The following is a 24,829-nucleotide window of genomic DNA, read 5'->3' as shown; positions in this document are numbered from 1 at the left end:
GGCGTACGGTTCTAGAAATGAACCGTACTACAATCCCATTATTTTTTACGACGACGAACGATAAATTTGTCAGACGCTTTGTTTTTCTTACGAGTCTTGAATCCAAGAGTTGGTTTACCCCATGGAGACATTGGAGACTTACGTCCGATTGGAGAACGTCCTTCACCACCACCGTGTGGGTGATCAACAGGGTTCATTACAGAACCACGAACTGTTGGGCGTTTACCTAACCAGCGAGAGCGACCTGCTTTACCGATTTTGATAAGTTCGTGTTGTTCGTTACCTACTTGACCGATTGAAGCGCGACAAGCAGATAATACAAGACGTACTTCACCAGAAGTTAAACGTACAAGTACGTATTTACCTTCTTTACCAAGTACTTGAGCAGATGTACCAGCAGAACGAACTAATTGTCCGCCACGACCAGGCTTAAGCTCGATGTTATGAACAACAGTACCTACTGGAATGTTGATTAATGGTAATGCGTTACCGATTTTAATGTCAGCTTCTGGGCCAGACATAACTTCCATACCTACTTCTAAAGATTTAGGAGCAAGAATGTAACGTTTTTCACCGTCAACGTAGTTAATTAATGCGATATTCGCAGAGCGGTTTGGATCGTATTCGATCGTAGCAACGCGTCCTGGAATTCCATCTTTGTTACGCTTAAAGTCGATGATACGGTATTGACGCTTATGTCCGCCACCTTGATGACGTACAGTGATTTTACCTTGGTTATTACGACCAGCCTTCTTGCTTAAAGGAGCAAGTAATGACTTTTCGGGTCTATCAGTCGTGATTTCAGCGAAATCATTCGTAGTCATATTACGACGACCGTTAGTAGTTGGATTATACTTTTTGATTCCCATCTCAATTTCCCTCCTTCTTTAGTAAGAATTAAACGCCTTGGAAGATTTCGATTTCTTTGCTGTCAGCAGTTAGCTTAACGATTGCTTTACGACGACGGCTAGTAAAACCAGCGTGACGACCAACGCGTTTTGCTTTCGGCTTGTAGTTCATGATGTTCACTTTTTCTACTTTAACACCAAAGATCGCTTCAAGAGCATCTTTAACTTCTGTTTTATTAGATTTAACGTCCACATCGAACGTGTATTTTTTTTCAGCCATCATTTCCATAGAACGTTCAGTGATAACTGGGCGCTTAATGATATCACGAGGATCTCTCATTATGCAAGCACCTCCTCTACTTTTTCCACTGCCGCTTTTGTCATGATTAGCTTATCATGATGAAGCACGTCTAAAACGTTTACGCCATCAGCAGTGATTACTGTTACTCCAGGGATATTGCGAGCAGATAACTCTACAGATTCGTTTGCATCAGCAGTTACGATAAGAGCTTTCTTCTCAACAGTTAATCCTTTAAGTACTGCTAGCATATCTTTTGTTTTTGGTGCATTTAACACTAGGTCTTCAAGAACTACAATGTTGTTCTCAACTACTTTAGTAGCTAATGCAGATTTGATTGCTAAACGACGAACTTTCTTAGGAAGTTTGTACGCATAGCTTCTTGGTGTAGGTCCGAATACCGTACCACCACCACGCCATTGAGGAGAGCGGATAGACCCTTGACGAGCACGTCCAGTTCCTTTTTGACGCCATGGTTTACGACCACCACCGCGAACTTCAGAGCGAGTTTTTACTTTGTGTGTACCTTGACGTAAAGATGCACGTTGCATCATTACAGCTTCAAAAAGTACAGCTTCATTTGGTTCGATACCGAAAATAGCTTCAGCTAATTCGATTTCACCAACCTGTGAACCAGTTTGGTTATATACAGTAACTTTTGGCATTGGAATTCCTCCTTCCTATTGTGAATTATTTGCTAACCTTCACAGCGCCTTGAACAACTACAAGAGATTTCTTAGCACCTGGAACGTTACCTTTTACTAGTAATAAGTTGCGCTCAGTGTCAACTTGAACGATTTCTAAGTTTTGGATAGTAACTTGGTCTCCACCCATACGTCCAGCAAGTTTTTTGCCTTTGAATACACGGTTCGGAGCAACTGGGCCCATTGAACCTGGACGACGGTGATAGCGAGAACCATGAGACATAGGTCCGCGAGATTGTCCGTGGCGTTTGATAACACCTTGGAAACCTTTACCTTTAGAAATTCCTGTTACATCAACGATTTCACCTGTAGCGAATACGTCAACTTTTACCTCTTGACCAACCTCTAATCCGTCCACGTCTGCATCGCGGATTTCGCGAATGAAGCGCTTAGGAGTTGTAGATGCTTTAGCAGTGTGGCCTTGTTCAGGTTTGTTAGTTAACTTTTCACGTTTATCTTCAAATCCTAACTGGATTGCATTGTAGCCATCAGTTTCAGTTGTTTTCTTTTGAAGAACAACGTTTGGATTAGCAGCGATAACTGTTACTGGGATTAACTCACCGTTCTCAGCAAATACTTGAGTCATACCGATCTTTCTTCCTAAGATTCCTTTGGTCATGAGTTACACCTCCTACATTTTTAAGTTATATAAATTATAGTTTGATTTCGATATCTACACCAGATGGTAAGTCTAAACGCATTAATGAATCTACTGTTTGTGGAGTAGGACTCACGATGTCGATTAGACGTTTGTGCGTGCGCATTTCGAATTGCTCACGAGAATCTTTGTACTTATGAACAGCACGAAGAATTGTGTAAACAGTTTTTTCAGTTGGTAATGGGATCGGACCAGAAACTGTTGCCCCAGAACGCTTAGCTGTTTCTACAATTTTCTCAGCTGACTGATCAAGAATACGGTGATCGTAAGCTTTTAAACGGATACGAATTTTTTCTTTTGCCATTATTTTCCCTCCTTCGTTCGCCTATTTCTAAAATAGACCTTCTCCATGGAAATTTCCCCACACCATGCCATGGCAAAGCGGCCGGGTGTGTCAGCAACCTTCCACTTCATCGCAGTCAAAGACCAACATTGTCTATTATACAATGTTATTCGTCTAGATGCAAGCATCTTTTTGTTTGCATCTGCTTTTCTCTACTTTTGCTATTATACATGGCACTTTAAAGAATTTCAAGTTTTCATCTAACAGAATTCATTTTACAGTTTTTGGATTATCTTTTGTCGTTTTTATAATACTATAGAAGAAACTCGTCAAAACAAAAAACACCCTCTTCTTCCTTATATAAACGCAAACAAAAAACCTAAGGGAAAATCCCTTAGGTTTTTTTATATCAGTTAAGATTACTCAACGATAGTAGCAACTACACCGTAACCTACTGTACGTCCACCTTCACGAATAGAGAATTTAGTTCCCTCTTCGATAGCGATTGGAGCGATAAGTTCGATAGTCATTTCGATGTTGTCACCAGGCATTACCATTTCAGTACCTTCTGGTAATTGGATGATACCAGTTACGTCAGTTGTACGGAAGTAGAACTGAGGACGGTAGTTAGCGAAGAATGGAGTGTGACGTCCACCTTCTTCTTTAGATAATACGAAAACTTCAGCTTTGAATTTAGCGTGAGCTTTTACAGAACCGCTTTTTGCAAGTACTTGTCCACGTTGGATGTCTTCACGAGCAACCCCACGAAGTAAAGCACCGATGTTGTCTCCAGCTTGAGCTTGGTCAAGAAGTTTACGGAACATCTCTACACCAGTTACAGTTGTAGAAGCATTTTCTTCAGCAAGACCGATGATTTCTACTACGTCACCAACTTTAACGATACCGCGCTCAACACGACCAGTAGCAACTGTACCACGACCTGTGATAGAGAATACGTCCTCTACAGGCATTAAGAATGGTTTGTCAGTTTCACGTTCTGGAGTTGGGATGTAAGCATCAACTTCAGCCATTAATTCAATGATTTTTGCTTCCCAATCAGCTTCTCCTTGAAGAGCTTTAAGAGCAGAACCTTTGATTACAGGAATGTCGTCGCCTGGGAATCCGTATTCAGATAATAGGTCGCGAACTTCCATTTCTACTAATTCTAATAATTCTTCGTCATCTACCATGTCGCATTTGTTTAAGAATACAACGATGTAAGGAACACCTACTTGACGAGAAAGAAGGATGTGCTCACGTGTTTGAGGCATTGGGCCATCAGCAGCAGATACTACTAAGATACCGCCGTCCATTTGAGCAGCACCAGTGATCATGTTTTTAACATAGTCAGCGTGACCTGGGCAGTCAACGTGTGCATAGTGACGAGTTTCAGTTTCGTACTCAACGTGTGCAGTTGAGATTGTGATACCGCGCTCTCTTTCTTCTGGAGCAGCATCGATTTGATCGTATCCGCGTGCTTCAGCACCACCAGCTTTTGCAAGAACTGTAGTGATCGCAGCAGTTAATGTAGTTTTACCATGGTCAACGTGGCCGATTGTACCGATGTTAACATGGGGTTTAGAACGTTCGAATTTAGCTTTAGCCATTCTAAATTCCTCCTTAGTTTATATAGGTTATTTTATATTTAGACTAGAAAGTGAAACTTACGTCCCACTTTCTAAGCTTACATAAGTAGTTATACTTGAACAATCGATAAAAATCAATTATTCACCTTTATTTTTTTTGATAATTTCTTCAGAAACAGACTTTGGTACTTCTTCATAGTGGTCAAACACCATAGAGAATGTTCCGCGTCCTTGAGTGTTAGAACGTAATGACGTTGCATAACCGAACATTTCAGAAAGTGGAACCATAGCGCGAACAACTTGTGCGTTACCGCGAGCTTCCATACCTTCTACACGTCCACGACGAGATGTTACGTCACCCATAATGTCACCCATGTACTCTTCAGGAATTACAACTTCAACTTTCATCATTGGCTCAAGAATTACTGGGCTACATTTAGAAACCGCAGCTTTAAGTGCCATAGATGCAGCGATTTTGAACGCCATCTCAGATGAATCGACATCATGGTAAGATCCGTCAACTAATGCAGCTTTAATGTCAACTAGTGGATAACCAGCTAGTACACCATTTTTAAGTGCATCTTCAAGACCTGCTCCAACAGCTGGGATGTATTCACGAGGAACTACACCACCGACGATCTTGTTTTCGAATTCGAATCCTTTACCTTCTTCGTTAGGTTCAAACTCAATCCAAACGTGACCGAATTGTCCACGACCACCAGATTGACGAGCGAACTTACCTTCAACTTTCGCAGCAGCGCGGAAAGTCTCACGGTATGCTACCTGAGGAGCACCAACGTTTGCTTCCACTTTGAATTCACGGCGCATACGGTCAACGATGATATCAAGGTGAAGTTCACCCATACCAGCGATGATAGTTTGGCCAGTTTCTTGGTCAGTGTGAGCACGGAATGTTGGATCTTCTTCAGAAAGCTTAGATAATGCTGTACCCATTTTATCTTGGTCAGCTTTAGATTTTGGTTCGATAGCTACAGAGATAACTGGCTCTGGGAATTCCATAGACTCAAGGATAACAAGGCTCTTCTCGTCACAAAGAGTATCACCAGTAGTAGTATCTTTTAAACCTACAGCAGCAGCGATATCACCAGCGTAAACTGTTGAAATCTCTTCACGGCTGTTAGCGTGCATTTGTAGGATACGACCTACACGCTCACGCTTACCTTTAGTTGAGTTTTTCACGTATGATCCAGAGTTTAACACACCAGAGTACACACGGAAGAACGTTAACTTACCAACATAAGGGTCAGTCATGATTTTGAATGCTAAAGCTGCGAATGGTTCTTCATCGCTAGACTTACGTTCTACTTCTTCATCTGTATCCGGTAGAGTACCTTTAATAGCAGGTACATCTAGTGGAGATGGAAGGTAGTCGATAACTGCGTCTAACAGAATTTGAACACCTTTGTTTTTGAATGCAGAACCACAGATTACTGGGAAGAATTCTACAGAAGTTGTAGCCTTACGGATACCAGCTTTAAGCTCTTCTACAGTGATTTCTTCACCTTCTAGGTACTTCATCATCATTTCTTCATCAAGCTCAGCTACCGCTTCAATAAGTTTTCCACGGTATTCTTCAGCTAATTCTTTGTGCTCTTCAGGAATTTCAACACGTTGAATGTCTGTTCCTAAATCGTTACCGTACATGTAAGCACACTCTTCAACAAGGTCAATGATACCATTGAACTCATCTTCAGCACCGATTGGTAACTGAATTGGATGTGCGTTTGCTTGTAAACGATCGTGGATTGTTCCTACAGAGTATAAGAAATCTGCACCGATCTTATCCATTTTGTTAACGAATACGATACGAGGTACGCCGTAAGTAGTAGCCTGACGCCAAACAGTTTCTGTTTGTGGTTCTACACCAGATTGCGCATCAAGTACTGCTACAGCGCCATCAAGTACGCGTAAAGAACGTTCTACTTCTACTGTGAAATCTACGTGTCCTGGAGTATCAATGATGTTTACACGATGACCTTTCCATTGTGCTGTAGTTGCAGCAGAAGTAATTGTGATACCACGCTCTTGCTCTTGCTCCATCCAGTCCATCTGAGATGCACCTTCGTGAGTTTCACCGATTTTATGAATACGTCCTGTGTAGTACAGAATACGCTCAGTTGCTGTTGTTTTACCAGCATCGATGTGAGCCATGATACCAATATTACGAGTGTTTTCTAAAGAGAACTCTCTTGCCATTTGGTGTCTTGCTCCTTCCATATATGGATTGGATTTTTTTATTTTAAGTAGCAAAAAAGCCACTTTATATTGTTACACATGTCAGTATGTCCAGTACTCTCATTATGTAAAACGAGCGCCCGATGAAAGGGAGAGGCATTCTCCCTCTCCACACTTCCATAAGCGACAAATAAAGCGGTTTATGCTTACATTTATTTTACGTTGAATCCTACCAACGGTAATGAGCAAATGCTTTGTTAGCTTCTGCCATTTTATGAGTGTCTTCACGTTTCTTAACAGATGCACCAGCGTTGTTAGCTGCATCTAAGATTTCGTTAGCAAGACGCTCTTCCATAGTTTTTTCACCACGAAGACGAGCGTAGTTTACTAACCAACGAAGACCTAAAGTTGTACGGCGTTCTGGACGAACCTCAACTGGAACTTGGTAGTTAGCACCACCAACACGACGAGCGCGTACTTCAAGAACAGGCATGATGTTCTTAAGAGCTTGCTCGAATACTTCCATTGGCTCTTTACCAGTACGTTCGTTTACGATATCGAACGCATTATAAAGAATTGTTTGAGATTTACCTTTTTTACCGTCAACCATCATTTTGTTGATAAGGCGTGTTACTAGCTTCGAATTGTACATTGGATCTGGTAACACGTCACGTTTCGCAACAGGTCCTTTACGAGGCATATTGAGTTCCTCCTTTCATTTTAAAGTTATTATTTTTTAGCAGGTTTTGGTCTCTTAGTACCATATTTAGAACGTCCTTGCATACGTTTGTCAACACCAGCTGTGTCAAGCGCACCACGAACGATGTGGTAACGTACCCCCGGTAAATCCTTTACACGACCACCGCGAATTAATACTACGCTATGCTCTTGTAGGTTATGACCGATACCTGGGATGTAAGCTGTAACCTCGATACCGTTTGTTAAACGTACACGAGCGTATTTACGTAACGCTGAGTTAGGTTTCTTTGGAGTCATTGTACCAACACGAGTACATACACCACGTTTTTGAGGTGCAGAGATATCAGTTGATTTTTTCTTTAAAGAGTTAAAACCTTTGTTTAACGCAGGTGATTTAGATTTCCATACTTTATCAGTACGACCATTTCTCACTAATTGGTTAATAGTAGGCATTTGATTATCCTCCCTTCGCATATTTGTATGACCACATATCCAGGTGGTTCATTATTAGTTGAAAACAAAGTTTTTGCAAGGAAGAGCAAATGCTCTCTCCTCACAAAAACAGTTTTAACTTATTATTCCTATTGCTGAAGCTCCCACTTGAATCCCCGAAGCTTTACCAAGCTTACGAACTGATTCAACTTTTGTTATGGGCACGTTATATTGCATTGCAATACGAATGATAGCATGGGTTAACCGCATGTCAGCATCCTCTGCGATGACAACTTCTTTAACTGTACCATTTTTGATTGCTTCCAATGTGCGTTTATGACCAACGACTACATTTTCAGCAGTTGATACTTTTTGATAAGACATATAAATATCCTCCAAAGCATCGTTCAGGAGCAACCTTGATTATAGTAACATTTTGACTCATACAATGTCAACTAAGATTAATTGTTTTTATACAAAATTTATGACGGAAAATTTTACTGTTCCACATAAACCTCATCGTTTTCTACGTTCATGTCATCTTGTGTTGTTTTTACAAGATCCACTTTGCGATAACGATTCATACCTGTTCCAGCAGGAACAAGTTTACCGATAATAACATTTTCTTTTAATCCTAGAAGTTCATCGCGTTTACCCTTAATTGCTGCATCAGTTAAGACACGAGTTGTTTCTTGGAACGATGCTGCAGATAAGAATGAATCTGTTTCAAGTGAAGCTTTTGTAATACCAAGTAGAACAGGTCTAGCTGTTGCTGGTTGCTTACCTTGCAGTAAGACCTTAGCATTCGCATCAGTAAACTGATGGATATCTAGTAATGTTCCTGGTAATACATCTGTTTCACCTGCATCACTTACACGAACTTTACGTAACATTTGACGTACCATTACCTCTACGTGTTTGTCACCAATTTCTACCCCTTGCATACGGTATACTTTTTGAACTTCACGTAATAAGTATTCTTGAACCGCCGTAATGTCCGTTACTTTTAGTAATTCTTTCGGATCAATAGAACCTTCTGTTAACTCTTTACCGTGGCTAATTGGCTGTCCTGGAGTTACTTTCAGACGAGCACCGTAAGGAATAGCATACGTACGAGCTTCAACTTCACCCTGTACAACTACTTCTTGGCGATCTTTAACGTCGTTGATCGCTGCGATAACACCGTCGATTTCACTGATAACTGCCTGACCTTTCGGATTACGAGCTTCGAAGATCTCTTGGATACGAGGTAAACCTTGAGTAATATCATCTCCGGCAACCCCACCTGTATGGAATGTACGCATCGTTAACTGTGTACCTGGCTCACCGATAGATTGAGCTGCGATAATACCTACCGCTTCTCCTACTTCTACGTCTGTTCCAGTTGCTAAGTTACGACCGTAACACTTCTTACATACACCGTGGCGAGTGTTACACGTAAACGCTGAACGAATGTTTACAGTTTCAACACCCGAATTTTCAACGATATGAGCGATATCTTCAGTAATTAATTGATTTTCAGCAACTAATACTTCACCTGTTTCAGGATGTTTTACAGTTTTTCTTGCAAAACGTCCAACAAGACGATCATATAATGACTCGATAACTTCATTACCCTCTTTAATCGCACCAATTAATAAACCGCGATCTGTTCCACAATCATCTTCACGAACGATTACATCTTGTGCAACGTCAACAAGACGACGTGTTAAGTAACCAGAATCGGCAGTTTTAAGTGCTGTATCGGCAAGACCTTTACGCGCACCATGCGTAGAGATGAAGTACTCAAGTACTGTTAAACCTTCACGGAAACTCGATTTGATTGGAAGTTCGATGATACGACCAGATGGATTGGCCATAAGACCACGCATACCAGCAAGCTGAGTAAAGTTAGATGCGTTACCACGGGCACCTGAGTCACTCATCATGAAGATTGGGTTGCGTTTATTCAAGGATTTCATCAGTTTTCCTTGGATAACATCTTTTGCATTACTCCAAATAGAGATAACGCGATCGTAACGTTCTTCTTCCGTGATTAAACCGCGACGGAATTGTTTAATTACATTATCTACTTTTGCTTGTGCTTCGTGGAGAATTTCATCTTTTTCGCCTAATACAAGAATGTCAGATACTCCAACTGTAATACCAGCTTTTGTAGAGTACTTGAATCCTAAGTTTTTCATACGGTCAAGCATGCGAGACGTTTCTGTAATTTGGAAACGTTTGAACACTTCCGCAATGATGTTACCAAGGATCTTCTTGCTAAATGGCGCCACTTCTTCGCGACTAGCAATAATTTCTTTAATGTTCGCACCTTTTTCAACGAAATATTTCGCTGGTGTTTCTTTTTCAAGGTTTGAATTTGTTGGTTCATTAATATAAGGGAACGACTCTGGTAAGATTTCGTTAAATATTAATTTACCAACTGTTGTTAATAGAAGCATACTCTTTTGCTCTTCAGTAAATGTTGCGTTGTTTACTGCACTTGCAGCTACTGCAACACGTGTATGAAGATGAACATATCCATTTTGATATGCAAGCAATGCTTCGTTTGCATCTTTGAAGACCATACCTTCACCGATTGCACCTTCACGCTCAAGTGTTAAGTAATAGTTACCTAATACCATATCCTGAGATGGAGTAACAACTGGTTTACCGTCTTTCGGGTTCAAGATGTTTTGTGCCGCTAACATAAGAAGACGAGCTTCAGCTTGAGCTTCTGATGATAAAGGTACGTGAACGGCCATTTGGTCACCGTCAAAGTCCGCGTTGTATGCAGTACATACAAGTGGGTGAAGACGGATTGCGCGACCTTCTACTAATGTAGGTTCAAACGCCTGGATACCAAGACGGTGAAGTGTTGGTGCGCGGTTTAGAAGTACTGGATGTTCTTTAATCACAGACTCTAAAACGTCCCAAACTTCAGGTTGTACACGCTCGATTTTACGTTTCGCACTCTTAATGTTATGTGCTAATCCTTTTTCAACTAACTCTTTCATTACGAAAGGTTTGAACAGTTCAAGCGCCATTTCTTTTGGCAATCCACATTGATACATCTTTAAGTTCGGTCCTACAACGATTACAGAACGACCAGAGTAGTCAACACGTTTACCTAATAAGTTTTGACGGAAACGTCCTTGTTTACCTTTTAGCATGTGAGATAGTGATTTTAATGGACGGTTACCTGGCCCAGTAACTGGACGGCCACGACGACCATTATCGATTAATGCGTCTACAGCTTCTTGTAACATACGTTTTTCGTTTTGAACGATGATGCTTGGTGCACCTAAGTCCAATAGACGTTTTAAACGGTTGTTACGGTTAATTACACGACGGTATAAGTCGTTTAAGTCAGAAGTAGCAAAACGTCCACCGTCTAACTGTACCATTGGGCGTAGTTCTGGTGGGATTACTGGTAGAACATCTAAGATCATCCAAGACGGTTCATTTCCAGAGTTACGGAATGCTTCTAATACTTCTAGACGTTTAATAGCACGAGTACGGCGTTGTCCTTGTGCTGTTTTTAATTCTTCTTTTAAGAAGTCTACTTCTTTATCTAAATCGATGTCTTGTAGTAGCTTTTTAATTGCTTCTGCACCCATAGCAGCTTGGAATGTGCTACCATATCGATCACGATATGCACGGTATTCTTTTTCAGAAAGTAATTGCTTCTTATCAAGTGGTGTATCTCCACCTTCTGTTACAACATAAGAAGCGAAATAAATTACTTCTTCAAGCGCGCGAGGGGACATGTCTAAGACAAGTCCCATGCGGCTCGGGATACCTTTGAAATACCAAATATGAGATACAGGAGCAGCTAATTCGATATGACCCATACGTTCACGACGTACTTTTGCACGCGTTACTTCAACGCCACATCGATCACAAACTACACCTTTATAACGTACACGTTTGTATTTTCCGCAATGACATTCCCAGTCCTTTTGTGGTCCGAAAATACGCTCACAGAACAAGCCATCTTTTTCAGGCTTTAACGTACGATAGTTAATAGTTTCTGGTTTCTTAACTTCACCGTATGACCAAGAACGAATCTTGTCAGGTGAAGCAAGTCCAATCTTCATATATTCAAAGTTATTTACATCTATCAAGGGGCCTACCTCCCTTTTAGTCTACAGGTTATCCCAATTATTCCTTAGTTGTCTCAACTTCGACATTCAATTTATCTGCTGACTGATGATCATCGTCATCTTCTGTATCACGCATTTCAATTTCTGTATCGTCGCTAGACATCATTTTAACGTCCATACCTAAACTTTGCAGCTCTTTAATCAATACTTTGAATGATTCAGGAACGCCTGGTTCTGGAACATTTTCGCCTTTAACAATTGCTTCATAAGTCTTAACACGTCCAACAACATCATCAGACTTCACTGTTAAGATTTCTTGAAGAGTATAAGCAGCACCGTAAGCTTCAAGTGCCCAAACCTCCATCTCACCGAAACGCTGTCCACCGAACTGAGCTTTACCTCCAAGAGGTTGCTGCGTTACAAGTGAGTATGGTCCAGTAGAACGAGCATGAAGTTTATCGTCAACCATGTGCGCAAGTTTGATCATATACATGACACCAACAGATACGCGGTTATCGAATGGTTCACCAGTACGTCCGTCATACAGGATTGTTTTCGCGTCATTTGCCATACCAGCTTCTTCAATTGTGCCCCAAACATCTTCCTCACGAGCACCATCGAATACTGGTGTTGCAATGTGAATGCCAAGGTATCTTGCTGCCATACCAAGATGAAGCTCTAATACCTGACCGATATTCATACGAGATGGTACCCCTAATGGGTTTAACATGATATCGATTGGCGTACCGTCTGGTAGGTAAGGCATATCTTCTTCTGGTAAAATACGAGAAATAACACCTTTGTTACCGTGACGTCCGGCCATCTTGTCACCTTCAGAAATTTTACGTTTTTGAACGATATATGCACGTACAAGTTGATTCACGCCTGGTGGCAATTCATCGCCATCTTCACGGTTGAATACTTTTACGTCTAAGATAATACCGCCACCACCGTGTGGTACACGTAGTGATGTATCACGTACTTCACGCGCTTTTTCTCCAAAAATAGCATGTAATAGACGTTCTTCAGCTGTTAATTCTGTTACACCTTTAGGTGTTACTTTACCAACAAGTAAATCTCCATCTTTTACTTCAGCACCAACGCGAATGATACCGCGCTCGTCAAGGTTACGTAATGCGTCTTCCCCAACGTTTGGAATGTCACGTGTAATTTCTTCTGGTCCAAGCTTCGTATCACGAGCTTCTGATTCATATTCTTCAATATGAATAGAAGTGTACACATCATCTTTTACAAGGCGCTCACTCATGATGATCGCATCCTCGTAGTTATAACCGTCCCAAGTCATGAAGCCAACAAGCACGTTACGTCCAAGTGCTAGTTCACCTAATTCCATAGAAGGACCATCCGCAAGGATTTCACCTTTTACAACTTCATTTCCAACACTTACGATTGGACGTTGGTTGTAACAAGTTCCTTGGTTAGAACGAATGAATTTTTGCATTTTGTAGCGATCTAAGTCGCCTTTTACTATTTGACCGTCAACTTCTACATAGCGACGTACCCAAACTTCACGTGCTTCTACGCGCTCAACAACACCAGGATGTTTACAGATTACTGCAGCACCTGAGTCTTTTGCTGATACGTACTCCATACCTGTACCTACAATCGGAGATTCCGGATTCATTAACGGAACCGCCTGACGTTGCATGTTCGCTCCCATAAGTGCGCGGTTAGAGTCATCGTTTTCTAAGAACGGAATACAAGCTGTCGCTGCCGACACTACTTGTTTTGGAGATACATCCATGTAGTCGATGCGTTCTCTATTTGTGACAATGTTTTCACCACGGAAACGAGCTACGATATCTTCACTTAGGAATTCACCTTCGTCAGATAATTTCATATTCGCTTGGGCTACAACATAGTTATCTTCTTCATCTGCTGTTAAGTAATCAACATGCCCTGTTACAAGACCAGTTTCTGGGTCAACACGACGGTATGGTGTTTCAATGAAACCAAACTCATTTACTTTCGCGAACGAAGATAATGAGTTAATCAAACCGATGTTTGGTCCCTCTGGTGTTTCAATCGGACACATACGACCGTAGTGAGAGTAATGAACGTCACGCACTTCAAAGCCTGCGCGCTCACGCGTTAAACCACCAGGTCCTAATGCAGATAGTCTTCGTTTGTGAGTTAACTCTGCTAATGGGTTTGTTTGGTCCATAAACTGAGATAACTGAGAACTTCCGAAGAACTCTTTAATAGATGCAATAACAGGACGAATATTAATTAGTGCCTGTGGTGTAATTGCATTTGTATCTTGGATCGACATTCTCTCACGAACAACACGTTCCATACGAGAAAGACCGATACGGAATTGATTTTGTAACAGTTCTCCAACAGAACGCAGACGACGGTTTCCTAAATGGTCAATATCATCTGTATCCCCTACTTTGTATAGTAGGTTGAAGAAGTAACTGATAGAAGCAAGGATATCACCTGGTGTGATGTGTTTCACATCACGAGTAATGTTTGCATTACCAATTACATTAATTACGCGTTCGCCTTCCGACTCAGGAGCATAAATCTTAATAGATTGCAGCTCAACATCGCCTTCTACCACTCCACCCATTGGTTTCGCTGTTTTGAATCCAATGTTTTTCTCTAAGTAAGGTAAAATGCGATCAAGTGTACGACGATCTAAGATTGTTCCTTCTGCCGCTAAAATTTCACCAGTTTCTGGATCCACTAATGTTTCAGCTAAACGTTGATTAAACAATCTGTTTTTAATGTGTAACTTCTTGTTGATCTTATAGCGACCTACATTTGCTAAATCGTAGCGCTTTGGATCAAAGAAACGAGACACAAGTAAGCTCTTAGCATTTTCTACTGTTGGTGGTTCACCAGGACGTAGACGCTCATAAATTTCAAGCAATGCTTTTTCTGTGCTATCTGTGTTGTCTTTTTCTAATGTGTTGCTTAAGTATTCGTTATCACCTAAAAGCTCGGTGATTTCTTGATCAGAGCCAAACCCTAATGCGCGTAACAAAACAGTTACAGGAAGTTTACGCGTACGGTCAATACGCACATATACAACATCCTTAGCATCTGTCTCATACTCTAACCAAGCTCCGCGGTTTGGAATTACAGTAGCAGTAAAACCACGTTTTCCGTTTTTATCCACTTTGCCACTATAGTATACGCTTGGAGAGCGAACTAACTGGGAAACGATAACACGTTCTGCACCGTTAATTACGAATGTTCCAGTCTCTGTCATGAGTGGGAAATCTCCCATGAACACATCTTGTTCTTTTACTTCACCAGTTTCCTTGTTGATTAGACGCACTTTTACACGAAGTGGTGCTGCATACGTCACATCACGCTCTTTGCATTCGTCTACAGAGTATTTAGGTTCACCTAAGCTGTAGTCGATAAATTCAAGCGATAGATTTCCCGTAAAGTCTTCAATCGGAGAAATGTCTTGGAACATTTCTCGCAAACCCTCATCAAGAAACCACTGATAAGAAGAGGTTTGAATTTCGATAAGATTTGGTAACTCTAATACTTCACTAATACGGGCATAACTTCTTCGTTGGCGGTGGCGTCCGTATTGAACTAGTTGACCTGTCAACTGCTTCACCCCTCAAATCATGAGTATTATAAATGCACAAAAAAATTTGTGCAAAATCACAAATAAATACAACTACTGCTATTAGCGTAGTCTCTTTCTCTTAAAGATAAATACGTTGAGTCTTTCTACCTGCTCAAAAAAGAAAAATGGCTTCTATAAGAAAACCATCATTCTGTTTCATAATCTGCTGATTTTACTATCTTTTCCAAGAGAAACAAAAATATACATCTTTCTCAACGCAGAAAATCATATATTGGCATTGTATAATGTTAACATAGCCAAAAATAACCGTCAACGTTTTTTTGATTTTATGATATAATATCCTTTTTTCTTTTCTACAACCTCAACCTCAGAAAATACTTCTTCTAGTTTTTTTAGCGCAGACGGTGCACCTTGTTTCTTTTGAATAACAATCCAAAGTTCTCCACCTGGAACTAAATACTCCACAGCTTTTTCTAAAATCTCATGTACGATATCTTTACCCGCACGAATTGGAGGGTTAGATAGAATAGCAGCATACTTACCATCTACATTTTCATAGACGCTACTTTGAAAAATACGTATATTCTCGATTTTGTTATTAGCGGCGTTTTCTTTCGCAAGCCCAAGTGCCCTCTCATTCACATCCACCATGTGAACTTCACGACCTTGAAACTCTTTCGCTAACGACAAACCAATAGGACCGTATCCGCAACCTACGTCTAATATATTACCTTTAATATCTGGCATTTGAAACGCTTCAATTAAAAGACGGGAACCAAAGTCCACTTCGTTTTTCGAGAACACCCCATGGTCAGATAAGAAAGTAAATCGAGATCCACGAAGGGCAAACTCCCATCGCTTACGATCACTTTTACTAGAAGGGTCGTTAGAAAAATAATGGTCTGCCATATGGCCACCTCTTTTCTTTACAGTTAAAAAAAAAGCTCGCATGAGAGCGAGCTTTTTTTAAAGCATCAAAAGTTAATTACTTAACTTCTACAGCAGCGCCAACTTCTTCAAGTTTAGCTTTGATTTCTTCAGCTTCTTCTTTAGCAGCAGCTTCTTTGATTACTTTTGGAGTGTTGTCAACTAATTCTTTAGCTTCTTTTAAGCCAAGACCAGTGATTTCACGAACAACTTTGATAACTTTGATTTTTTGTGCACCAGCGCTAGTTAGTTCCACATCAAATTCAGTTTTCTCAGCAGCAGCTTCTCCAGCGCCACCAGCAACAGCTACAGGAGCAGCAGCAGTTACGCCGAATTCTTCCTCGATAGCTTTTACTAAGTCGTTAAGTTCTAATACAGTCATAGATTTAACTGCTTCAATGATTTGTTCTTTAGTCATTGTAAATATCCTCCCTTAAATAGGTTTGTATTGTTTTATCGATAATACGTAATTATCTTTTAAAAAATTAAGCGCCTTGCTCTTCCTTTTGGTCTGCAACTGCTTTAGTAGCAAGTGCAAGGTTACGGATTGGAGCTTGAAGAACGCTAAGAAGCATAGAAAGTAAGCCTTCACGTGATGGAAGAGTAGCGATTGCTTTAACCTCATCAAGTGTTACAAGTTTACCTTCGATTACGCCCGCTTTAATTTCTAAAGCTTCATGATCTTTAGCGAAGTCGTTTAATACTTTCGCAGGAGCAACTACATCCTCGTTACTGAACGCGATTGCGTTTGGTCCTGTTAAGAATTCATTTAACTCAGCCATTTCAGCAGATTCTGCAGCACGACGAGTTAGAGAGTTTTTGTAAACTTTGAACTCAACGCCAGCTTCACGTAATTGCTTACGTAATTCTGTTGCTTCAGAAACTGTTAAACCACGGTAGTCAACAACGATTGTAGATTTACTAGCGCGAAGTTTGTCCGCGATTTCAGTTACAACTTGTTGTTTAGTTTCGATTACTTTGCTCATGTTATTACACCTCCTGTAGATTATATAGAAGATGTACCGAAAGTGCACTAAAAACCTCCATGCCCAACTTGTAGACATGGAGGCATATAGTCACAGAAAAAAGATTCCGCTTCGTATATTAACACCTAGGTAGGAAATTAAGTCTATTGACACCTACTGTCTACGGTACACTAATTAAATTCACAACATAAATGATTATATTAAAACTTCTTTATGAAGTCAACTTCCAAAATTTACGCTAATGTAGAAACGTCTACACGTACGCCAGGTCCCATTGTAGAAGCAACTGTTACGTTCTTCATGTAAGTACCTTTTGCAGCAGCTGGCTTAACTTTTTGTAAAGTGTCAGCAATTGTTTTGAAGTTTTCTACTAATTTAGCATCTTCGAAAGATACTTTACCGATTGGAACGTGGATGTTACCAGCTTTATCAACGCGGTATTCAACTTTACCAGCTTTGATTTCGTTAACAGCTTTAGTTACATCGAAAGTAACTGTTCCAGTTTTAGGGTTTGGCATTAAACCTTTAGGTCCTAATACGCGACCAAGTTTACCAACTTCACCCATCATGTCAGGAGTTGCTACTACTACATCGAAATCGAACCAACCTTGTTGGATTTTACCGATGTAATCAGTATCGCCTACGAAGTCAGCTCCAGCAGCTTCAGCTTCTTTAGCTTTTTCACCTTTAGCAAATACTAATACACGTTGTACTTTACCAGTACCGTGTGGAAGAACAACTGCACCACGGATTTGTTGGTCAGCTTTCTTAGGGTCAACACCTAAACGGAATGCAGCTTCTACAGTTGCATCAAATTTAGCTGTGTTTGTTTTCTTTACTAATTCTACTGCTTCTGTTGCAGAGTAAGCAGCTGCACGATCAACAAGCTTTGCAGCTTCTACGTACTTTTTACCTCTTTTAGCCATTTTTATTTCCTCCTCGAATGTGGTTTTAGCGGAATAACCTCCCACGTTTACGCCTGTTTTCAGGTATAACCTGAGGATGAGCGCCATCCATTTATTTAAAAACGATAATCATTTACGATAATAAAGGTTGCGAATTGGAATTCCAGACCCGCAACCTTTTTTAAAAACAAATCGAATTAGTCTTCGATAACGATGCCCATACTGCGTGCAGTACCTTCAACCATACGCATTGCAGCTTCTACGCTAGCAGCGTTTAGGTCAGGCATTTTAGTTTCAGCGATTTCGCGTACTTTATCACGCTTAACAGTTGCCACTTTATTACGGTTTGGTTCACCAGAACCAGACTCAATACCAGCTACTTTCTTAAGAAGAACAGCAGCAGGAGGAGTTTTAGTAATGAAAGTGAATGAACGGTCCTCAAATACCGTAATTTCAACAGGGATGATAAGACCAGCTTGATCTGCTGTACGAGCGTTAAACTCTTTACAGAAGCCCATGATGTTAACACCTGCTTGTCCTAATGCTGGACCAACTGGTGGAGCTGGGTTAGCTTTACCTGCAGGAATTTGAAGCTTTACCATTTTAATTACCTTTTTAGCCACGAGACACACCTCCTTAAGTCCGTGATGTGGTCAATTGGACAGTGATTTGCCCTCCCACGTCATATTTTATCTGTAAGGATAAAATCTTTCAAAAAACGTCTCCGATAACGAAGACGTACTGACTTAAAAGATATTATCACTTTTTACAATTCATTTCAAGTTTCATTTTATAATTTTTCAATTTGATGGAAGTCAAGTTCAACTGGAGTCTCGCGACCAAACATGTCCACAAGCACGCTAACCTTTTTCTTCTCCACATCAATTTCTTCAATAGCACCTGTATAATCTGCGAATGGTCCCTCATTTACACGTACTGTCTCATGAAGTTCAAAGTCGAAATCAACCACTTCGTTATCCATTCCCATATGTTTCATAATGGTAACAACTTCCTCTTCTAATAGAGGTGATGGTTTAGATCCAGAACCAGAAGAACCAACGAACCCAGTTACACCCGGCGTGTTACGTACAACATACCAAGAGTCATCAGTCATGATTAATTCTACTAATACATAACCTGGGAACACTTTTCTTTTCATTAATTTTTCTTTTCCGTTTTTCATTTCTACTTCTACTTCTTCCGGGACAACAACACGGAAAATTTTATCTTGCATACCCATTGATTCTACACGTTTCTCTAGGTTTGCTTTTACTTTATTTTCATATCCAGAATAAGTATGGACAACATACCAACTTTTTTCCATTCATTTAGGACGAGCGTCCTTCCCTCCCTGACGTACATTTTTTTGCGCAAATGAAAAAACCCGTTCACCGGGCTTTTACACAGTTCTTATAAATAACATTATATCATGGATAAGTGCTTCTTATTCAAGAATTAACCAAGAATTAACCGAATTAAAGAAGAAATGCCCATATCAACTACTGCGAAGAAAATCGCAAAGAACACAACTGTAGCAACAACAGTCGCTGTTGAGCGGAGTAATTCATCTTTTTTAGGCCAACTTACTTTTTTCATTTCGCGACCTACATCGCCGAAAAAGTTCGTTAAACGCATCTGCGGGACCTCCAGTGTATTATTTCAATTATTTATTTTGTTTCCTTGTGAACTGTATGCTGATTGCATGTTTTACAAAACTTTTTTATTTCAAGTCGCTCTATTGAGCTCGTATCTTTCATAGTAGAGTAGTTTCGATTTTTACACTCTTCACATGAGAGTACAACTTTTTTCCTCATTAGTTACACCAACCTTGTAACATTATGTCCCTAAAAATGTATCATACAATAAAAGACAATGTCAATGACATGCATTTTGTACTCTCTACAAAAGAAAACAGGTGATTTATTTTACACCTGTAGCACTTGTTACTTCTTATGAATTTAAAGTTGTACTTTCTCTCATTTCCATATATCGTTCCAATTTTCTCTTTACTCTTTGTAAAGCGTTATCAATAGATTTCACATGCCTGTTTAACTGTTCTGAAATCTCTTGATAAGAACGACCATCTAAATATAAAGAAAGCACTTTCCTTTCTAAATCGCTTAATAATTCAGATATTTTTGATTCTATGTCTGTATATTCTTCCTGGCTAATGATCATCTCTTCAGGATCAGTCACCTTCGCTTCAGAAATAACATCCAATAACGTTCGATCAGATTCCTCATCGTAAATCGGCTTATCTAAAGACACATACGAATTTAAAGGAATATGTTTTTGTCTTGTTGCCGTTTTAATAGCGGTAATAATTTGTCGAGTGATACATAGTTCAGCAAATGCTTTGAATGAAGACAGCTTGTCCTCTTTATAATCACGAATTGCTTTAAACAACCCTATCATACCTTCTTGAACAATGTCTTCTCGATCGGCACCCACTAAAAAGTAAGATCTTGATTTCGCACGAACAAAGTTCTTATACTTGTGAATTAAATATTCTAGAGCGTCAGTATTACCTTTTCGAACTAACTCAACGATTGCCTCATCCTCTAAATCACGAAATGTAACGTCGCCTATACTTACGAAGCCTGCTTCCACCTTGATCCCTCCGACCGCTATTTATTTAGCAATATTATACAGTAAAAAGATAAAGAGCGTCAATGCTTCAACGCTCTCCTCTTCTTAATTTTTCTAATTTTTCTGTAATATCTTTACTAAATATCTTTCGCATGGCGGGCTGCTGTTCTTTCGTGTCTTTTGTGCGCCTTCTTACTTGTTGTTCCATCGCTTGTACTTCCAACTCTAATTCACGCGCAGATTTTCGAAGGGCACCTTGCCCAAATATAACCCATTGTTCTGTATAATCCGAAGTCGCAACATATATTTGTGTATTTATATTTCTAAGCTCTATCGCAAGTTGCTCTATCTTTTCGTCTGCAGTTTGATTCTTTCGTGTGAATATTACTTCTACACGAGATTGTTTCATCTTTTTTTCAATACCATGGACTGTATAGGCATCAAAGACTATCATCACTTTTGTACCTGTATAACCTTGATAATCCGCCATCTTATCAATAAGCGCATCTCTTGATGATTGTAAATCTACATCCCGCAGTTTCTTCAAATCTCCCCAAGCTCCGATAATGTTGTAACCGTCAACGATTAAAATATCGTTCATTTTTTATTTACCAATTTCGTGACGTTTACGATATACCTCATACATTAACAAACTTGCGGCTACTGAAGCATTTAAGGATGTAACTTTACCAACCATCGGTAAAGTGATTAAGAAATCACACTTTTCACCAATAATACGACTCATACCTTTTCCTTCACTACCAATTACTAACCCAATCGGCATTGTACCATCTAAATTACGGTAATCCGTTTTCCCTTTGGCATCTGTACCAGCAATCCAAAGTCCACGCTCTTTTAATTCATCAATTGTACGAGATAAGTTTGTTACGCGCGCAACAGGAATGTATTCAATCGCTCCTGTTGATGCTTTCGCAACTGATGCTGTAAGTCCCACAGCTCTTCTCTTCGGAATAATAATTCCATGAGCTCCTGTTGCATCAGCAGTACGCATAATAGAACCTAGGTTATGCGGATCTTCAATCTCATCTAAAATCAAGAAGAATGGATCTTCATTACGTTTTTCTGCCACTTTGAATAAATCTTCTAACTCTGCATACTGATATGCAGCTACTTGAGCAATTACACCTTGATGATTACCCTCAACTAATTGATCTAACTTTTTCTTTGGTGCATGTTGTAAAATAATCTTATTTTCTTTCGCTAACGCTAGTACAATTTGTACTTGTCCTTTGGCAGCACCTTCTGCGATCCAAATTTTATTAATATCTCTCCCTGATCTTAACGCTTCAATTACAGGGTTACGTCCGATAATATATTCACTAGTCATGATGATGTGCCCCCTTCCTTTTCTTCTAAAACTGCAATTGCCTTATATACAATTTCGTCTAATCTTTCACGATTATTTAATAAATGATGATAACCAATTAGCGCTTCAAAGGCTGTACTATGTCGATATGTTTGTACATCCGTATTTTTCGGAACTGTACCTGAATTTGCATTACGCCCTCTTCTTAATACCGCCTCTTCTTCCTCTGTCAAAAATGCCGTCTCTAATAAATGATAAACAACTTTCGCCTGTGCTTTTGCTGAAACAAAGCTCGTCCCTAAGCGGTGTAATTGATTAGGGCGAACTTTTCCTTTTTGAAGGAGGTGATAGCGGATATATTGTTCATATACCGCATCACCCATATACGCTAACGCCAAGCTGTTTAATTGCTTTGCATCGATCATCCTTATCCTCTTTTCCATCTTGTACCTTGAGCGGTATCTTCTAAAATAATATTACGTTCTTTTAAATCGTCACGAATTTGATCAGACAATGCAAAATCACGATTTTTACGAGCTTCAATGCGCTTTTGGATAAGCTCTTCAATTTCTTCATCCAGTAATTCTTCTTTTGATAATTCTAATCCCAAAATATCAAATAACATTTCCAGTTGTTTTACGTATGCTTCAATCACAACTTTAGATGTATGCTCTTCAAGTAAATATTGATTTGCATGATTTGCTACGTTGTATAATTCGGTAATTGCATTTGCAGTGTTAAAGTCATCATTCATTGCCTCTTCAAATGCAGTCTGGAATTTCTCTATTTCAGCTAACCATTTCTCATTATGGTCCGTTAAATCCGTACTACTCTCCATACGATGCTTTAAGTTTCCATAAGCTGTTTTAATTCTTTCCAGTCCATTATTCGTACTTTGTAATAACTCTTCACTAAAGTTAATCGGGTGACGATAGTGTACTGATAACATAAAGAATCTAATTAACTGCGGGTCGTATTGCTTAATAATATCGTGAACTAAAATAAAGTTACCAAGCGATTTAGACATCTTCTCATTGTTAATATTAATATATCCATTATGCATCCAGTAACGTGCAAACGTTTTTCCAGTCAATGCCTCTGACTGCGCAATTTCATTTTCATGATGTGGGAAAGCCAAGTCTTGACCACCAGCATGAATGTCAATTGTATCCCCTAAGTACTTACGCGCCATTGCTGAGCATTCAATATGCCATCCTGGACGTCCTTGCCCCCAAGGGCTTTCCCAGAAGATTTCTCCTTCTTTCGCAGCTTTCCATAAAGCAAAATCAAGAGGGTCTTGTTTCTTTTCCCCTACCTCAATACGAGCACCGTGACGTAAATCTGCGATTGGTTGATGTGATAATTTACCGTAACCTTCGAATTCCTTCGTCTTAAAGTACACATCACCCTCTGATTCATATGCATACCCTTTATTCACAAGTTCTTGAATAAATTCAATAATGATATCCATATTTTCTGTTACACGAGGATGAACTGTTGCGTGTTTGCAACCTAGTGCTGTTACATCTTCAAAGTACGCTTCAACAAAACGATCAGCAATTGTCGGTACATCTTCACCTAATTCATTTGCCGCTTTAATTAATTTATCATCTACATCCGTAAAGTTAGATACATATTGCACATCGTATCCTTTGTATTCTAAATAACGACGCACTGTATCGAATACCATAGGAGGCCTTGCATTCCCAATATGAATGTAGTTATAAACTGTAGGTCCGCATACATACATCTTTACCTTATTTTCTTCTAATGGAACAAACTCTTCTTTTTGACGTGTTAACGTATTATAAATGTGAATAGTCATTTTTATCCTTCCTTTCTACCTTTAATTCCAATTGTTTCTTCAATTTATCAAGTTCTACTTCCATAGCCTTTAATTTATCAAAAATCGGATCCGGAAGGTCAGAGTGATTTAATTCTTGACCAATCTTTACTCCATTTTGAATAACGACACGGCCAGGTATACCTACAACTGTAGAATGTGCAGGAACTTCTTTTAATACGACAGACCCTGCTCCGATTTTAGAATTCTCTCCCACAGTAATAGAACCAAGAACTTTAGCACCCGTCGCAATTAATACATTATCCTGAATTGTTGGATGCCTCTTTCCTTTTTCTTTTCCTGTACCACCTAATGTAACCCCTTGATAAATCGTTACATTATCACCAATTTCACAAGTTTCTCCGATTACAACTCCCATTCCATGATCTATGAAAAAACGTCGACCAATAGTTGCTCCTGGATGGATCTCAATGCCAGTAAAAAAGCGGCTCACTTGTGAAACAAAACGTGCAAGAAAGAAAAATTTTTTTTTATAAAAAGCATGTGCAATTCGATGGGCCCAAACTGCATGTAATCCAGAGTAAGTTAAAATGACTTCGAAATAACCTCTTGCCGCTGGATCCTGTTCAAAAACGACTTCAATATCTTCCCGAAGCCTCTTAAACATCGGTGTTCCCTCCCCTTTATGGGCTGCTTTTTTGTCGAGCGAACTAACTCCCCTAACTCATCACTTCTCCCCTAATTCTTTATATAAGGAGATAAATTCTATATTCATACCTATTTACACGGTATAAAAAAAAGGCGTCTCTGTCATATTGACAGAGACGCCTTTTAAGCGCGGTTCCACTCTGTTTAGGCTTAAAAAAGCCTCAAACTCATCCATGATAACGGTGTAAACCGCTTCTGCTTACTTTGCGGCCTAAGA

At 39.7% G+C, this 24,829-nt stretch carries 26 protein-coding genes and 2 other annotated features (1 of these 28 running past the window's edge); all 26 genes read right to left on the bottom strand.

Going from position 1 to position 24,829, the window contains the following annotated elements; translation table 11 throughout:
* Positions 1-38: 38 nt before the first annotated feature.
* Positions 39-869 carry a 50S ribosomal protein L2 gene (rplB, locus tag ACUN13_RS28910; RefSeq protein WP_000511583.1) on the bottom strand — a complete coding sequence of 277 codons (831 nt, stop codon included), beginning with the start codon at positions 867-869 and terminating at the stop codon, positions 39-41.
* Positions 870-897: 28 nt separating this feature from the next.
* A complete protein-coding gene (rplW, locus tag ACUN13_RS28905) occupies positions 898-1,188 on the bottom strand; it encodes a 50S ribosomal protein L23 (RefSeq protein ID WP_001205558.1) in 291 nt (96 codons plus the stop codon).
* Entirely contained in the window at positions 1,188-1,811 is a 624-nt protein-coding gene (gene rplD / locus ACUN13_RS28900) for a 50S ribosomal protein L4 (RefSeq protein WP_001127258.1), read from the bottom strand. Before rplD ends, rplW begins: the two co-directional genes overlap by 1 nt.
* A gap of 25 nt (positions 1,812-1,836) precedes the next feature.
* The gene (rplC, locus tag ACUN13_RS28895; RefSeq protein WP_000160207.1) at positions 1,837-2,469 is read right to left on the bottom strand and encodes a 50S ribosomal protein L3; all 633 of its coding nucleotides are present in this window, start codon (positions 2,467-2,469) and stop codon (positions 1,837-1,839) included.
* A 34-nt stretch (positions 2,470-2,503) separates the two neighbouring features.
* On the bottom strand, positions 2,504-2,812 hold the full coding sequence (gene rpsJ / locus ACUN13_RS28890) for a 30S ribosomal protein S10 (protein ID WP_001040596.1): 309 nt from the start codon (positions 2,810-2,812) through the stop codon (positions 2,504-2,506).
* 398 nt (positions 2,813-3,210) lie between these two features.
* Positions 3,211-4,398: an elongation factor Tu gene (gene tuf / locus ACUN13_RS28885; RefSeq protein WP_001029614.1), complete on the bottom strand. Its 1,188-nt coding sequence runs from the start codon at positions 4,396-4,398 to the stop codon at positions 3,211-3,213.
* A 117-nt stretch (positions 4,399-4,515) separates the two neighbouring features.
* Positions 4,516-6,594: an elongation factor G gene (gene fusA / locus ACUN13_RS28880; protein WP_000090370.1), complete on the bottom strand. Its 2,079-nt coding sequence runs from the start codon at positions 6,592-6,594 to the stop codon at positions 4,516-4,518.
* Positions 6,595-6,802: 208 nt separating this feature from the next.
* Positions 6,803-7,273 (bottom strand): 30S ribosomal protein S7, encoded by a 471-nt coding sequence (gene rpsG, locus ACUN13_RS28875; RefSeq protein WP_001137491.1) that lies wholly within the window; start codon positions 7,271-7,273, stop codon positions 6,803-6,805.
* Positions 7,274-7,302: 29 nt separating this feature from the next.
* The gene (gene rpsL, locus ACUN13_RS28870; RefSeq protein WP_001142341.1) at positions 7,303-7,725 is read right to left on the bottom strand and encodes a 30S ribosomal protein S12; all 423 of its coding nucleotides are present in this window, start codon (positions 7,723-7,725) and stop codon (positions 7,303-7,305) included.
* 114 nt (positions 7,726-7,839) lie between these two features.
* A complete protein-coding gene (locus ACUN13_RS28865; RefSeq protein ID WP_000121836.1) occupies positions 7,840-8,088 on the bottom strand; it encodes a 50S ribosomal protein L7ae-like protein in 249 nt (82 codons plus the stop codon).
* Between the two features lie 113 nt (positions 8,089-8,201).
* Positions 8,202-11,813 carry a DNA-directed RNA polymerase subunit beta' gene (gene rpoC, locus ACUN13_RS28860; RefSeq protein WP_445424075.1) on the bottom strand — a complete coding sequence of 1,204 codons (3,612 nt, stop codon included), beginning with the start codon at positions 11,811-11,813 and terminating at the stop codon, positions 8,202-8,204.
* A 37-nt stretch (positions 11,814-11,850) separates the two neighbouring features.
* The gene (rpoB, locus tag ACUN13_RS28855) at positions 11,851-15,384 is read right to left on the bottom strand and encodes a DNA-directed RNA polymerase subunit beta (protein ID WP_000147552.1); all 3,534 of its coding nucleotides are present in this window, start codon (positions 15,382-15,384) and stop codon (positions 11,851-11,853) included.
* A gap of 291 nt (positions 15,385-15,675) precedes the next feature.
* Complete coding sequence (locus ACUN13_RS28850) at positions 15,676-16,275, bottom strand: class I SAM-dependent methyltransferase (RefSeq protein ID WP_000763266.1); 600 nt, start codon at positions 16,273-16,275, stop codon at positions 15,676-15,678.
* Positions 16,276-16,351: 76 nt separating this feature from the next.
* Positions 16,352-16,711, bottom strand: coding sequence for a 50S ribosomal protein L7/L12 (gene rplL / locus ACUN13_RS28845; RefSeq protein WP_000159736.1), 360 nt, complete (start codon positions 16,709-16,711; stop codon positions 16,352-16,354).
* 67 nt (positions 16,712-16,778) lie between these two features.
* Positions 16,779-17,279: a 50S ribosomal protein L10 gene (gene rplJ / locus ACUN13_RS28840; RefSeq protein WP_000048716.1), complete on the bottom strand. Its 501-nt coding sequence runs from the start codon at positions 17,277-17,279 to the stop codon at positions 16,779-16,781.
* 39 nt (positions 17,280-17,318) lie between these two features.
* Positions 17,319-17,463: a sequence feature (ribosomal protein L10 leader region), on the bottom strand.
* A 49-nt stretch (positions 17,464-17,512) separates the two neighbouring features.
* On the bottom strand, positions 17,513-18,205 hold the full coding sequence (rplA, locus tag ACUN13_RS28835) for a 50S ribosomal protein L1 (RefSeq protein WP_001987630.1): 693 nt from the start codon (positions 18,203-18,205) through the stop codon (positions 17,513-17,515).
* Positions 18,206-18,381: 176 nt separating this feature from the next.
* Positions 18,382-18,807, bottom strand: coding sequence for a 50S ribosomal protein L11 (gene rplK, locus ACUN13_RS28830; protein WP_001085872.1), 426 nt, complete (start codon positions 18,805-18,807; stop codon positions 18,382-18,384).
* Positions 18,808-18,974: 167 nt separating this feature from the next.
* Entirely contained in the window at positions 18,975-19,508 is a 534-nt protein-coding gene (nusG, locus tag ACUN13_RS28825) for a transcription termination/antitermination protein NusG (RefSeq protein ID WP_000415794.1), read from the bottom strand.
* Between the two features lie 131 nt (positions 19,509-19,639).
* Positions 19,640-19,819 (bottom strand): preprotein translocase subunit SecE, encoded by a 180-nt coding sequence (gene secE, locus ACUN13_RS28820; protein ID WP_001241323.1) that lies wholly within the window; start codon positions 19,817-19,819, stop codon positions 19,640-19,642.
* Positions 19,820-19,851: 32 nt separating this feature from the next.
* Positions 19,852-19,998, bottom strand: a complete 147-nt coding sequence (gene rpmG, locus ACUN13_RS28815) for a 50S ribosomal protein L33 (RefSeq protein WP_014481927.1) — start codon at positions 19,996-19,998, stop codon at positions 19,852-19,854.
* A gap of 136 nt (positions 19,999-20,134) precedes the next feature.
* Positions 20,135-20,794 carry an RNA polymerase sporulation sigma factor SigH gene (locus tag ACUN13_RS28810; protein ID WP_000387193.1) on the bottom strand — a complete coding sequence of 220 codons (660 nt, stop codon included), beginning with the start codon at positions 20,792-20,794 and terminating at the stop codon, positions 20,135-20,137.
* A gap of 67 nt (positions 20,795-20,861) precedes the next feature.
* Positions 20,862-21,374: an NYN domain-containing protein gene (locus ACUN13_RS28805; protein ID WP_000997886.1), complete on the bottom strand. Its 513-nt coding sequence runs from the start codon at positions 21,372-21,374 to the stop codon at positions 20,862-20,864.
* Between the two features lie 3 nt (positions 21,375-21,377).
* Positions 21,378-22,121 carry a 23S rRNA (guanosine(2251)-2'-O)-methyltransferase RlmB gene (rlmB, locus tag ACUN13_RS28800; protein ID WP_000200237.1) on the bottom strand — a complete coding sequence of 248 codons (744 nt, stop codon included), beginning with the start codon at positions 22,119-22,121 and terminating at the stop codon, positions 21,378-21,380.
* Positions 22,118-22,525 carry a Mini-ribonuclease 3 gene (locus ACUN13_RS28795; protein WP_000564261.1) on the bottom strand — a complete coding sequence of 136 codons (408 nt, stop codon included), beginning with the start codon at positions 22,523-22,525 and terminating at the stop codon, positions 22,118-22,120. Before ACUN13_RS28795 ends, rlmB begins: the two co-directional genes overlap by 4 nt.
* A gap of 2 nt (positions 22,526-22,527) precedes the next feature.
* The gene (cysS, locus tag ACUN13_RS28790; RefSeq protein WP_445424074.1) at positions 22,528-23,925 is read right to left on the bottom strand and encodes a cysteine--tRNA ligase; all 1,398 of its coding nucleotides are present in this window, start codon (positions 23,923-23,925) and stop codon (positions 22,528-22,530) included.
* Positions 23,906-24,571, bottom strand: coding sequence for a serine O-acetyltransferase (gene cysE / locus ACUN13_RS28785; protein WP_229174938.1), 666 nt, complete (start codon positions 24,569-24,571; stop codon positions 23,906-23,908). Before cysE ends, cysS begins: the two co-directional genes overlap by 20 nt.
* A 150-nt stretch (positions 24,572-24,721) precedes the next feature.
* Positions 24,722-24,829: a binding site (T-box leader), on the bottom strand (it continues 139 nt past the right edge of the window).

This window comes from Bacillus cereus group sp. Bce041, from assembly GCF_052646455.1.
This window is presented reverse-complemented; position numbering and strand designations above follow the sequence as displayed.

Excerpts from the sequence above, each read along its gene's own strand:
- rplB (WP_000511583.1), bottom strand. The coding sequence starts at position 869 with ATGGGAATCAAAAAGTATAATCCAACTACTAACGGTCGTCGTAATATG.
- rplW (WP_001205558.1), bottom strand. The coding sequence starts at position 1,188 with ATGAGAGATCCTCGTGATATCATTAAGCGCCCAGTTATCACTGAACGT.
- rplD (WP_001127258.1), bottom strand. The coding sequence starts at position 1,811 with ATGCCAAAAGTTACTGTATATAACCAAACTGGTTCACAGGTTGGTGAA.
- rplC (WP_000160207.1), bottom strand. The coding sequence starts at position 2,469 with ATGACCAAAGGAATCTTAGGAAGAAAGATCGGTATGACTCAAGTATTT.
- rpsJ (WP_001040596.1), bottom strand. The coding sequence starts at position 2,812 with ATGGCAAAAGAAAAAATTCGTATCCGTTTAAAAGCTTACGATCACCGT.
- tuf (WP_001029614.1), bottom strand. The coding sequence starts at position 4,398 with ATGGCTAAAGCTAAATTCGAACGTTCTAAACCCCATGTTAACATCGGT.
- fusA (WP_000090370.1), bottom strand. The coding sequence starts at position 6,594 with ATGGCAAGAGAGTTCTCTTTAGAAAACACTCGTAATATTGGTATCATG.
- rpsG (WP_001137491.1), bottom strand. The coding sequence starts at position 7,273 with ATGCCTCGTAAAGGACCTGTTGCGAAACGTGACGTGTTACCAGATCCA.
- rpsL (WP_001142341.1), bottom strand. The coding sequence starts at position 7,725 with ATGCCTACTATTAACCAATTAGTGAGAAATGGTCGTACTGATAAAGTA.
- ACUN13_RS28865 (WP_000121836.1), bottom strand. The coding sequence starts at position 8,088 with ATGTCTTATCAAAAAGTATCAACTGCTGAAAATGTAGTCGTTGGTCAT.
- ACUN13_RS28850 (WP_000763266.1), bottom strand. The coding sequence starts at position 16,275 with ATGGCAGACCATTATTTTTCTAACGACCCTTCTAGTAAAAGTGATCGT.
- rplL (WP_000159736.1), bottom strand. The coding sequence starts at position 16,711 with ATGACTAAAGAACAAATCATTGAAGCAGTTAAATCTATGACTGTATTA.
- rplJ (WP_000048716.1), bottom strand. The coding sequence starts at position 17,279 with ATGAGCAAAGTAATCGAAACTAAACAACAAGTTGTAACTGAAATCGCG.
- rplA (WP_001987630.1), bottom strand. The coding sequence starts at position 18,205 with ATGGCTAAAAGAGGTAAAAAGTACGTAGAAGCTGCAAAGCTTGTTGAT.
- nusG (WP_000415794.1), bottom strand. The coding sequence starts at position 19,508 with ATGGAAAAAAGTTGGTATGTTGTCCATACTTATTCTGGATATGAAAAT.
- secE (WP_001241323.1), bottom strand. The coding sequence starts at position 19,819 with ATGCGTTTAACGAACTTTTTCGGCGATGTAGGTCGCGAAATGAAAAAA.
- rpmG (WP_014481927.1), bottom strand. The coding sequence starts at position 19,998 with ATGAGGAAAAAAGTTGTACTCTCATGTGAAGAGTGTAAAAATCGAAAC.
- ACUN13_RS28805 (WP_000997886.1), bottom strand. The coding sequence starts at position 21,374 with ATGAACGATATTTTAATCGTTGACGGTTACAACATTATCGGAGCTTGG.
- rlmB (WP_000200237.1), bottom strand. The coding sequence starts at position 22,121 with ATGACTAGTGAATATATTATCGGACGTAACCCTGTAATTGAAGCGTTA.
- ACUN13_RS28795 (WP_000564261.1), bottom strand. The coding sequence starts at position 22,525 with ATGATCGATGCAAAGCAATTAAACAGCTTGGCGTTAGCGTATATGGGT.
- cysS (WP_445424074.1), bottom strand. The coding sequence starts at position 23,925 with ATGACTATTCACATTTATAATACGTTAACACGTCAAAAAGAAGAGTTT.
- cysE (WP_229174938.1), bottom strand. The coding sequence starts at position 24,571 with ATGTTTAAGAGGCTTCGGGAAGATATTGAAGTCGTTTTTGAACAGGAT.